Below are 11,376 nucleotides of genomic sequence, written 5' to 3'. Positions count from 1 at the left end.
ATGCACCCTGGTTACCACTGGGCGGGAAGGACTTCCGCGGCGGGCGGCGGGCCGGGCGGGGTGCCGTTCCCGAACGGGCGGCCGCCGAGCGCCTCCCGCCCGTGCGGCGTCGCCCACGACGAGAGATCCGGGCCCAGCGGGACGATCCGGGTCGGGTTGACCTGCTCGTGCACCTGGTAGTAGTGCCGCTTGATGTGGTCGAAGTCGACCGTGTCGCCGAAGCCGGGGGTCTGGAACAGATCCCGCGCATACGCCCACAGCACCGGCATCTCGCTGAGCTTGTTCCGGTTGCACTTGAAGTGCCCGTGATACACCGGGTCGAACCGGACGAGGGTGGTGAACAACCGGATGTCGGCTTCGGTGATCGTGTCCCCCACCAGATAGCGGTTGGTCTCCAGCCGCTGCGACAACTCGTCCAGCTTTGCGAACAACCGGCGGTAAGCGTCTTCGTACGCCGACTGTTTCGAGGCGAAGCCCGCTTCGTAGACGGCAGCGTTCACGTCCTTGTACACGCCGCGGTTGATCTCGTCGATCTCGTCGGAGTGTTTTTCCGGGTACAGCTCCGGCGCGCCCTCCCGGTGGTAGGCCGTCCACTCGGTGGAGAAGTCGAGGGTGATCTGCGGGTAGTCGTTGGTCACCAGCTTCCCGCTCGGAATGTCGACCACCGCGGGCACGCTGATGCCGCCGTCGTAGTCGGGCTCCGCCGCGTGATACGCCTCGGCCAGGAACCGGATGCCCAGCACCGGATCCCTCCCGCCCTCATCCAGGGTGAACCGCCAGCTGCGGTGGTCCTGGATCGGGTCCGCGATCGCCACCGAGATCGCGTCCTCGAGGCCGAGCAGCCGGCGCACGATGAGCCCGCGGCTCGCCCACGGGCACGCCCGGCTGACCACGAGCCGGTACCGGCCGGGCTCCGCCGGCCAGCCGTCTCGCCCGTCCGAGGTGATGCGCGCGGCGAAGTGATTGGGTGCCCGAACGAATTCTCCGGTTTCGGGATTGGTCGGAATGGTCATTCCCCTAGCCTAGACTTTCTGTGCTGCGCAAAGAGCGTGCTCGGGTTACCGCGGGAGCCCATCTCGCGCTGTGAATAGTGTTCATGCTGCGTAGACTGACCATCCGGGGTGAGGCGAGAGGTGGTCACAATGACATTGATGCCGGTCACGGACTCGGTGTTCCTTTTCATCGAAAGCCGTGAGCACCCCATGCACGTGGGCGGCCTCCAACTCTTCCGCAAGCCCGAGGGCGCGGACGGCCAGTACCTCCGCAACCTCCACGACGACCTGCTCAAGAAGAACGACATCGACCCGCTGTTCCGCCGCCGTCCCGCCAAGCCCTTGAACACGGCGGGTTATCTCGCCTGGGTCGAGGACGACGACGTCGACCTGGATTACCACTTCCGCCATTCCGCGCTGCCGCAACCCGGGCGCGTGCGCGAACTGCTCGAGCTCGCCTCCCGCTGGCACAGCATCCTGCTCGACCGGCATCGCCCGCTGTGGGAGAGCCATCTCGTGGAAGGCATGCAGGACGGCCGCTTCGCGGTGTTCAGCAAGATCCATCACGCGCTGCTGGACGGTGTGTCGGCGTTGCGGCACCTGCAGAGCACGCTGAGCCCGGATCCGTTCGACTTCGAATGCCCGCCGCAGTGGGCGCCCCGGCGGCCACGCAAGAGTGACGAGGAGCGCGGTCCTCGCTTTTCCCTGCTGCGCACCGCGCGCGAATCGGTCGACCAACTCGTGACGCTCGCCCCGGCGGCGTTCAAGGTGGCGAACGAGGTGTTCCGGGAAAACGCGCTGACCCTCCCGATACAGGCTCCGAAGACGATGCTCAACGTCCCGATCGGTGGCGCCCGGCGGTTCGCCGCCCAGTCGTGGTCGCTGACCCGCGTCCGTGAGATCGCCACCGCCACGGGCACGTCCACCAACGACGTGATGCTGGCGATGTGCTCCGGTGCGCTGCGTGACTATCTGATCGAGCAGAGTGCGCTGCCGGACGACCCGCTGGTCGCGATGGTGCCGGTGTCGATGCGCAAGCCGTCGGACACCGAGCACGGAGGCGGCAACAAGATCGGCGCGGTGCTCTGCAACCTGGGCACCGACCGGAAGGACCCGGCCGCGCGGCTGGGCGCTATCCACCGGTCCATGCGGGAGGCCAAACGGGTCTTCCGGGAGCTGACGCCGGTGCAGGCGCTGCTGCTGTCCGCGCTCAACGTGGCTCAAGTCGGTGTCACGAGCCTGACGGGCCTGGCCGTGAACACGAGGCCACCGTTCAACCTGGTCATCTCGAACGTGCCCGGCCCGAGCGAGCAGATGTACTGGAACGGCGCGAAACTCGACGGCATTTATCCCGCGTCGGTGCTGCTCGACGGTCAGGCGCTCAACATCACGGTGACCAGCAACGGCGACAACCTCGACTTCGGCGTCACCGGCTGCCGCCGCTCGGTCCCGCACCTGCAGCGCCTGCTCCTCCACCTGGACACCGCCCTGGCCGAACTCGAACACGCCACTCGCTGACGCTGCCCGATACGCAGGGACGCGCCCGACCCGAACCGAGCGCCCACCTGAACCCGGAACACACGCACCCGAACCGGGAACTCGCCCACCCGAACCGAGAACTCACGCGCCTGAACCCGGAACACACGCGCCTGAACCGGGGACACGCCGGGGCTCGGCGTGTCCCCGGTTGGGGAGGCCGAGTTCCGGGTTCCGGCCGCCGAGTTCCGGGTTTAGGCCCCCGAGTTCCGGGTTTAGGCCGGCGAGCTCCGGGTTCCGGCCGCCGTGTCCCCGGTTGGGGAGCCCGGGTTCCGGCTGCCAAGTTCCGAGTTGGGGCGGGCGAGCTCCGGGTTGGGGCGGGCGAGTTCCGGGGCCGGTGGGGCGGGGTGTGGGTTCGTGACGTCAGCTTCTCGAAGTCGACAAGGCGCTAGCGCTTGTCGAAGTCGACAAGCGCTAGCGCGGGCCGGGTGCGGCGGGGCGGTCGGTGGGCCAGGGGCATACGTCTTCGAGCAGCTTGGCCACGGCGAGCACCAGATCGTCGGAGTGCCGCGGCCCGACGACCTGAAGGCCGACCGGCAGCCCGCTCGTGGTGAACCCGGCCGGAACCGAGATCGCCGGCTGCTGGGTCATGTTGAACGGGTAGGTGAACGGGGTCCACTCGGGCCACTCGGTCAGCCCACTGCCCGGCGGCACGTCGTGCCCGGCCTCGAACGGCGGGATCGGCACGGTCGGGGTGATGAGCACGTCGTAGCGCGAATGGAACTCGCCCATGAGGATGCCCAGCGCGGCTCGTTCGGCGTTCGCGGCCAGGTAGTCGGCGGCCGAGTACGTCTTGCCCTGCTGCCAGACGCGCCGCAGCCCGGCGTCGATCTTCTCCTCCGATCCGGCCGGGAAGGTGTTCAGCCACTGCGCGGCGCCCGTCGACCACAGGACGTCGAAGGCCTCCTTGGGGTCGGTGAAGCCGGGATCGGTTTCCTCGACCCGCAGCCCCGCCTCGTCGAGGGCCGTCACCGCGGCGCGCACGACGGCCGCCACTTCCGGGTCCACGTTCACGTAGCCGAGGGTGGGTGAGAACGCGGCGATCAGGCCACGGACGTCGCGCCGTACGGCCTCGCGGTAGACGCTCTCGGCCGGTGGCAGCGCGGCGGGGTCCCGGTGGTCGGGCAGCGCGAGCACGTCCAGCATCAAGGCGACGTCGTAGACCGAGCGCGCCATCGGCCCAGCGTGCGAAAGCGCGCCGAACGGACTTGCCGGGTACAGCGGGATCCGCCCGTGAGTGGGCTTGAGGCCGACGATTCCGCAGAACGACGCCGGGATCCGGACCGAGCCGCCGCCGTCGGTGCCCACGGACAGCTCGCCCATGCCCGCCGCCACCGCGGCCGCGCTCCCGCCGCTCGACCCGCCGGGAGTCAGCGCGGGGTTCCACGGGTTGCGCGTGATTCCGGTGAGCGGGCTGTCGGTGACGCCCTTCCAGGCCAGTTCGGGTGTGGTGGTCTTGCCGAGCACGACGAGCCCGTTCTCCCGCATCCGGGCGGTGACCGGGCTGTCCACGTCCCACGACTGGTCCTCCTCGACGCAGGTGGACCCGCGAAGCGTCGGCCAGCCCCGGGTGAGGAACATGTCCTTGATCGACGCCGGCACGCCGTCCAGCCACCCGATGGGATTGCCCTCCCGCCATCGGGTTTCCGAGGCGCGCGCGTCTGCCAGCGCCGCTTCCCGGTCGACCAGGCAGTAGGAGTCCAGTTCGCCGTCGCGCTCCTCGATCGCCCGCAACGCGGCCTCTGTCGTCTCGACGGGGGAAATCTCACCGGCGGAGTATGCGGCGACCATTTCGCTCGCCGTCAAAAGCTTGCTCATCAATCTCCTGTGTTATTCAGAACGCGTGCGGGTGGCCAGGGGGTCTGAGGGCTTGCCCCAGTGGGGGCGTGGGGGTGGCGCCCCACAGGGCACCGTTGCTGCCGTCACCACGAGCGCCCGTCTCACGTTTCGAATTACACACCTCTCGAAGGTACGTAGCCCAGCTGTTTGTCCACCACATTACGAAGCGGACGGCCAGTTTGCCAGCGCTGGAAGTTGTCCGCGAACACCTCGACCAGCGTGTCGCGCCAGCCGACGAAATCCCCGGACATGTGCGGCGACACCAGCACGCCCGGAAGATTCCACAATGGACTGTCACCGGGTAACGGCTCGGTCTCGAACACGTCCAGCGCCGCGCCGGCCAGCCGCCCGTCGCGCAGGGCCGCGACCAGGGCCGACGTGTCCATCAACGCGCCCCGGCCGACGTTGACGAAGCGGGCGCCCGGTTTCATCGCGGCGAACGCCGCCTCGTCGAACATGCCCTTGGTCTGCTCGGTCAGCGGCGCCACGGCGACGACGTAGTCCATTTCGGGAAGCCACCGCACGAGTTCGGCCGAGGGTCGCACCGTGCCGAAGTCCGGGTCGTCGGCCTGGGACCGGCGCCCCATGCCGGTCACCTGCATGCCGACCGCCCGCAGCATTCTCGCGATCGCGCGCCCGATCGGGCCGGTGCCGACGACGAGCACGCGGGCACCGGCGATCCGTTCGCTTTCCCGATGCAGCCAGCGGCCCTGGCGTTGCAGCTCGATCGTATGAGCGAAATCCTTGGCCAGTGCGAGTATCAGACCGAGCACGTATTCGGCGATCGGGCCGTCGAACACGCCCCGAGAGTTGGTCAAGACCACTTGACTTTCCCGCAACTCGGGGAACAGCACGGGATCCACCCCGGCGGCGGCAACGTGGACCCAGCGCAGGCGGTCGGCCGACGACCAGACGTCACGCAAAGCGCTGGACTGAAAGTCGTAAAGGAATAGCGCGTCGGCTCCGCGCAGCGCCTCCGCCAGACCGTCTTCGCGGGTGTAACGGACAAGGGCAGAGGCTTCGATGGGCCCCATGCGAGGTGGGTGCTGGTCACCTTCCAGCACCACGAGCACTGGGCTGTTCGTGCCGATCACGTTGACACGGTAGGAGTCGGTCGTATGATTGTCAACAATCCGAGGAGCCACCCCGGAGGCTTTGTCTTGCAGCGAACAACCTTCGGAGGACGAGCCTTGGATTTGGACTTCCCTGTATTCGACGGCCCTTTGGCTCAGCGTGGTATCGGCGTCATCGCCCCCTTCGACCTGGCCCTGGAGCGCGAGCTCTGGCGCTGGGTGCCCATGGAGGTCTCCCTGCACCTGGCGCGCACACCCTACGAGCCCGTGCCGGTGAGTATGGAGATGGCGCAACTGGTCAGCGACAGCCGGCACCTCGCTGCCGCGACCCGGGACGTGCTGCACGTCGAACCCGAGGTCGTCGCATACCTGTGCACATCGGGCAGTTTCGTCAACGGGGTGAACTACGAACGGTCGCTGTGCAAGGCGATCTGTGACGCCGGCGCACCCGACGCGGTGACGACGTCGGGCGCGCTGGCCGAGGTGCTGGAACGGTTGAACCTGCACCGGCTCGCGGTGATCACGCCGTACGACGGCGACCTGACCGGGAAGCTGCACGACTTCCTCGCCGAGTTGAACGTGGTGACGGTGGCCAGCGACCACCTCGGCCTCGGCGGTGGCATCTGGAAGGTCAGTTACCGCACCATCGCCGAGCGGATCCTCGCCGCGGATCATGAAGACGCCGAGGCGATTTTCGTCAGCTGCACCAACCTCCCGACCTACGACCTGATCGAGCCGCTGGAAACGGCACTGGGCAAGCCGGTGCTCACCGCGAACCAGCTCACCATGTGGGCCTGCCTGACGCGGATGGAACTACCGATCGTGGGGCCCGGAAAATGGCTTCGCGACGTGTAGGATTGTCAACAACTATCGCTTCTGGGGGTGCAACCCCCGGAACCCGCCTGGAAACCCTCGAACGTTCTGCCTCGTGGGGCTCCGCCCCACACGCTCTGCCCCGTGGGGCTCCGCCCCCACACCCCCTTGAGAGGAGTGGCATGCCGACCGCCGGTTTCATCTACCCGGACCACGCCGCGGAAGACGACTACCCGTTCGCCGAACGGCTGTTCGGCGACGGCGTGGCGCTTCCGGTGCGGCACATCTACGGCACCGACCTGCATGCCGTGCCGGAACTGCTGGATCTGGGCAGCGAGCGACGGCTGGCCGAGGGCGCGGCGCTGCTCGCCGAGCACGAACCCGACTCGGTGGTCTGGGCGTGTACCAGCGGCAGCTTCGTCTACGAATGGGACGGCGCGCACGAGCAGGTCGAGAAGCTGGCCGCGGCGGCCGGCAAGCCCGCGTCGAGCACCTCGTTCGCCTTCGTGCGCGCGGCCGAGGCGCTGAGCCTCCGCCGGGTCGCGGTCGCGGCCAGCTACCCGGCGGACGTGGCCCGGTACTTCGTCGACTTCCTCGCCGTGGGCGGGATCGAGATCGTGTCCATGAGCAGCGAGGGCATCGACACGGCCGCCGAGGTCGGCCGCCTGTCCCCCGAGGCGGTGGTCCGGCTGGCGGTGCGCCATGATCACCCCGCCGCCGACGCGGTACTGATCCCGGACACCGCCATGCGTACGCTCGGAGTCATCCCGGCGATCGAGGAGAAGCTCGGGAAACCGGTGCTCACGGCGAATCAGGTGACGATCTGGGAAGGACTGCGGCTGGCCGGGGACATCCCGCAGACGGACCGGCTGGGGGCGCTGTTCCGGGCGGCTCGACCACCGGATGAGGATCGGAAGGCATGAGTCAGGTGAGTACGGAAAGTCTGTTCGGAAACCGCCAGATCCCTGGTGAAGGTGAGTCCTCGAACCCGCCGTCCGAAGGCAGGAGATCTTGGGGGCAGGGCTCCGCGCAGGAAAACCGTGAGCAACGCGGTCAGGAGAGCCCTGTCCACAAGATCGGGTGGGCGGGTCCTCAACCAGGCACTGAGGGAAAGGCGCTGGAATCGCCCGGTACGGCCGGGGATTCGTCCGTCGGGGGAAACGCCGACCGGACCGTGGTGCGCGGGCGCGCCGTGCGGAAGGGCACCCGGCGGCAGAAGGTACCGGCGCGGCCGCGGCCTGCGCACCCAGCGCCGCCTTCGGTGTCGTTGACCGAAATCGAGCCGGTCAGCCGGGAATCGACCGCCGCGATCATCGCCCGCCAGCTGCGTGAGGCGATCATGAACGGCGCGCTGCCGCCCGGTGCCCAGCTCGGCGAGACCGAGCTGGCCGCGCAGTTCCAGGTATCACGCGGGCCCCTGCGTGAAGCGATGCAGCGACTGGTGTCGGAGGGTTTGCTGCGCAGCGAGCGGCATCGCGGGCTGTTCGTGATCGACCTCGAACCGGCCGACGTCCACGACATCTACACCGCCCGGCTGGCCATCGAGCGGTCGGCGGTGCTGGGTGTTCTGCGCGGCGACCCCGAACAGGTGGCGGACCGGCTCGCCGAGGTCGTGCAGGAGATGACGAGCGCCGACGAAACCGCGGTCACCGAAGCCGACCTTCGGTTCCACGAGGAGCTGGTCGCGGGGTCGGGCAGCAAGCGCTTGCAGCGCATGGCACGCGCACTGCTCGTCGAGACGCGGATGTGCGTGTCCGCGCTGGGCCGGACGTACGTCGACGCCGAGGAGCGCGTCACCGAGCACAAGCGGATCACCGAAGCCATCCGGGCCCGCGACGAGAAGGCCGCGCTGTCGTTGCTGGAGGCGCACATGGAAGACGCCGTGCGGCGCCTGGCGCCCGGCCTGAGCCTGTACTCGCCGCCCGCCTGACCGAGGAACCCACCAGCCGAACACACCATTGAAACTGTGACGTGGGTTATTCAAACGCAAGACGAGCACGCTCGGCGACCCAGCACAACGTTAACTTGTGAGCGGGAAGCAGGCCGCCGTCGTGATCAACCGGAAGCCGACGAGGAGCAGTCACGGCCTGGCTACCCGGACACGTTCTGAGTAACACGGAGAGGTTCGGATGGCCATCGGGTTCATCGTCCTGGGGATCTTGCTGGCGATAATCGGCATCCGGGGTCTGTGGCTGGTGGTGTACCGGCGGCGACGGTGAAAACGCTACCGGGGCGAGGCGGTCAGCTATGCCTGGGAACGATCAGGAGGCTCCAGCCACCAGTTCTGGATACTGCAATGGGTGGACGATGACGGCGTGACCCGGACGGCCAGGAACCCGACGGGCAGTTCGACCGGAACGCTGCGCAGCTTTCCGTTCCCCGTCGAGGTCCTGGTCAATCCGGCGAATCCCGATCAAGCGCAGGTGGCCAAGGGCGGGAATTCCGGCGTTGCCGCCGGCATGGCGATGTTCCTGGTCGGGCTCATATTCACCGGGGTGGGCACGCTAATCGCCCGCTATTCGTGATGGGCTCGCATCGAGGGCCGCGGCGATGGCCGTGCCGAGGTCGGCGGTGGTGGACTTGCCGCCGAGATCCGGCGTCGCCACCTCGCCGGCGGCCAGCACGCCCTCGACGGCGGCGTTGACCGCCCGCGCGGCGGCGCTCTCCCCGAGGTGCTCCAGCATCATCGCCCCGGCGAGGATCTGCGCGACCGGGTTCGCGATGCCCTGCCCGGCGATGTCCGGCGCGCTGCCGTGCACCGCCTCGAACATCGACGGGTACTCCCCGGCCGGGTTGATGTTGCCCGAGGGTGCCATGCCCAGCCCGCCGGTGATCGCGGCGGCCAGGTCGCTGAGGATGTCGCCGAACAGGTTCGAGCCGACGACGACGTCCAGCCGGTCGGGCTGCTGCACCATCCGGGCCGCCAGCGCGTCGATATGGCACTGTTCACTGTGGACATCCGGGTAACCGGCCGCGACCTCGGTGAAGATCTCGTCCCAGAACGGCATGGTGTGGATGATCCCGTTGGACTTCGTCGCCGAGCACACCCGGCCCGCGCGGGTGCGCGCGAGTTCGAAGGCATAGCGGATGATCCGTTCCACGCCGGCCCGGGTGAACACCGACTCCTGCACGGCGAACTCGCCGGCCGGGCCGGTCTGCCGGCCGCCGATCGTCGAATACTCGCCCTCGGAATTCTCCCGGACGATCACCATCTCCAGTTCTTCCGCGCTCCGGTTCTTCAGGACCGAGGAGGTGCCGGGCAGCAGGCGCACCGGCCGGAGGTTGACGTACTGCGCGAACGCCCGGCGTATCGGAATCAGCAGTCCCCAAAGGGAAACATGGTCCGGCACGCCGGGAAAGCCCACCGCGCCGAGAAAGATCCCGTCGAACGCAGACAACTGCTCGACGCCGTCCTCGGGCATCATGGTGCCGGTGCGGGCGTAGCGCTCGCAGCTCCAGTCGAACTCCGTCCACCCCAGATCGAAGCCGTGCAGGGCGGCCGCCCGGTCGAGCACCTTGCGTGCCTCGATGACGACGTCGACGCCGATCCCGTCCCCGGGAATGCTCGCGATCTGATAACTGCGCCCGTTCACAGGGCCACCGCGACGTACTTGATCTCCAGGAACTCGTCGATGCCCACGCTCCCGCCTTCCCGGCCCAGCCCGGACTGCTTGACCCCGCCGAAGGGTGCCGCCGGGTTGGACACGATGCCCTGGTTCAGGCCGATCATCCCGGCTTCCAGCCGCTCCGAAACTCGCAACGCTCGCTTGAGATCGTTGGTGTAGACGTAACTCACCAGGCCGAAGTCGGTGTTGTTGGCCGCGGCGACGGCCTCGTCCTCGGTGTCGAACACCGAGATCGGCGCCACCGGGCCGAAGATCTCCTCGCTGGCCATCCGGGCATCGCGGGGCACGCCGGTGAGCACGGTGGCCTGGTAGAAATGGCCGGGACCGTCCACAGTGGCCCCACCGGTGAGCACCTGCGCCCCCCGGTCGGCCGCGTCCTGCACCAGCGAACTGACCTTCTCGACCGCGTCGGCGTCGATCAGCGGACCGACCACCACACCCGGTTCGGTACCGCGGCCCATCGGCAGCGCCGCCATCCGCTCGGTGAGCCTGCGCGCGAACTCGTCCGCGACGCCGCGCTGCACGTAGAACCGGTTCGCGGCAGTGCATGCCTCACCGATGTTGCGCATCTTCGCCTGCATCGCGCCGTCGATCGCCGCGTCGAGATCCGCGTCGTCGAACACCACGAACGGCGCGTTGCCACCGAGTTCCATGGACGTGCGCAACACCTTGTCCGCACATTGTTCGAGCAGCTTGCGGCCGACCGCGGTGGAGCCGGTGAAGGAGAGCTTGCGCGCCCGGCCGTCGCGGATCAGCGGTTCCATCACGCCGCCGGGATCGGTCGTGGTGACCACGTTGAGCACCCCGTCGGGCAGTCCGGCCTCGGCGAGGATCTCCGCGAGGGCGAGCATCGACAGCGGGGTCTGCTCGGCCGGCTTGATCACCATCGTGCAGCCGGCCGCGATCGCCGGGCCGATCTTGCGGCCGCCCATGGCCATCGGGAAGTTCCACGGGGTGATCAGCAGCGTCGGCCCGACCGGCTGCCGGGTGACCAGGAAGCGCCCGCTGCCGTTCGGCGCGACCTGGTACCCACCGTCGATCCGCACGGCCTCTTCGGAGAACCACCGGAAGAACTCGGCGGCGTAAGAGATTTCGCCGCGCGCCTCGGCCAGCGGCTTGCCCATCTCCAGGGTCATCAACAGCGCCAGTTCCTCGTTCCGCGCGTTGAGCAACTCGAACGCGCGGCGCAGGATTTCGCTGCGTTCGCGGGGCGCGGTGGCGGCCCACTCCGCCTGCGCGGCGACCGCGGCATCGAGGGCGGCCAGGCCGTCCTGCGGGGTGGCATCGGCGACCTTACAGAGCACCCGGCCGGTGGACGGGTCCTCCACGCCGAAGGTGCGGCCGCCCGTCGCGGGGACCCACTTTCCGCCGATGAACAGTTCCTTGCCGACCGCTTCGACCACACTGGTCTCGCTCATCTGTGTCCTCCATTGCACCCGCTCCGGCCGCCATGCTATGCATGTTGTCAACAATCTACAACCACGTTGTAACCACCGA

The 11,376-nt window shown here is 68.4% G+C and carries 10 protein-coding genes; 5 read left to right on the top strand and 5 right to left on the bottom strand.

Translation table 11 applies throughout. The annotated features are described in order from the left end of the window. Positions 1-11: 11 nt before the first annotated feature. Positions 12-1,013, bottom strand: a complete 1,002-nt coding sequence (locus A3CU_RS0112580) for a glutathione S-transferase family protein (RefSeq protein WP_027942592.1) — start codon at positions 1,011-1,013, stop codon at positions 12-14. A gap of 129 nt (positions 1,014-1,142) precedes the next feature. Between A3CU_RS0112580 and A3CU_RS0112575 the strand changes: the two genes are divergently transcribed. Continuing rightward, on the top strand, positions 1,143-2,510 hold the full coding sequence (locus A3CU_RS0112575; RefSeq protein ID WP_027942591.1) for a WS/DGAT/MGAT family O-acyltransferase: 1,368 nt from the start codon (positions 1,143-1,145) through the stop codon (positions 2,508-2,510). A 432-nt stretch (positions 2,511-2,942) separates the two neighbouring features. Here A3CU_RS0112575 and A3CU_RS0112570 read toward each other — a convergent pair whose 3' ends face one another. Continuing rightward, positions 2,943-4,346, bottom strand: coding sequence for an amidase (locus A3CU_RS0112570; protein WP_027942590.1), 1,404 nt, complete (start codon positions 4,344-4,346; stop codon positions 2,943-2,945). A gap of 134 nt (positions 4,347-4,480) precedes the next feature. Then, positions 4,481-5,401, bottom strand: coding sequence for a D-2-hydroxyacid dehydrogenase (locus A3CU_RS0112565; RefSeq protein WP_156960354.1), 921 nt, complete (start codon positions 5,399-5,401; stop codon positions 4,481-4,483). A gap of 156 nt (positions 5,402-5,557) precedes the next feature. Between A3CU_RS0112565 and A3CU_RS0112560 the strand changes: the two genes are divergently transcribed. The 4 genes from A3CU_RS0112560 (at position 5,558) to A3CU_RS0112540 (ending at position 8,778) form a co-directional block, all read left to right on the top strand. Next, entirely contained in the window at positions 5,558-6,295 is a 738-nt protein-coding gene (locus tag A3CU_RS0112560; protein ID WP_027942588.1) for a maleate cis-trans isomerase family protein, read from the top strand. A 140-nt stretch (positions 6,296-6,435) separates the two neighbouring features. Continuing rightward, positions 6,436-7,176: a maleate cis-trans isomerase family protein gene (locus A3CU_RS44535; protein ID WP_052371670.1), complete on the top strand. Its 741-nt coding sequence runs from the start codon at positions 6,436-6,438 to the stop codon at positions 7,174-7,176. Between the two features lie 338 nt (positions 7,177-7,514). After that, on the top strand, positions 7,515-8,183 hold the full coding sequence (locus tag A3CU_RS0112550; RefSeq protein ID WP_027942587.1) for a GntR family transcriptional regulator: 669 nt from the start codon (positions 7,515-7,517) through the stop codon (positions 8,181-8,183). A 370-nt stretch (positions 8,184-8,553) separates the two neighbouring features. Then, on the top strand, positions 8,554-8,778 hold the full coding sequence (locus A3CU_RS0112540) for a DUF3592 domain-containing protein (protein WP_027942586.1): 225 nt from the start codon (positions 8,554-8,556) through the stop codon (positions 8,776-8,778). On the opposite strand, the gene A3CU_RS0112535 is transcribed toward A3CU_RS0112540, so the two are convergent. Continuing rightward, positions 8,758-9,846, bottom strand: coding sequence for a tartrate dehydrogenase (locus A3CU_RS0112535; RefSeq protein ID WP_027942585.1), 1,089 nt, complete (start codon positions 9,844-9,846; stop codon positions 8,758-8,760). The genes A3CU_RS0112540 and A3CU_RS0112535 overlap by 21 nt on opposite strands. After that, a complete protein-coding gene (locus tag A3CU_RS0112530; RefSeq protein WP_043840987.1) occupies positions 9,843-11,297 on the bottom strand; it encodes an NAD-dependent succinate-semialdehyde dehydrogenase in 1,455 nt (484 codons plus the stop codon). The genes A3CU_RS0112535 and A3CU_RS0112530 overlap by 4 nt, the downstream gene beginning before the upstream one ends. Between the last annotated feature and the right edge of the window lie 79 nt (positions 11,298-11,376).

The organism is Amycolatopsis taiwanensis DSM 45107 (assembly GCF_000519205.1).
GTDB classification, from domain to species: Bacteria; Actinomycetota; Actinomycetes; order Mycobacteriales; family Pseudonocardiaceae; genus Amycolatopsis_E; species Amycolatopsis_E taiwanensis.
Note: the sequence above shows the minus strand (reverse complement) of the source record. Positions and strands in the feature narration are given on the sequence as shown.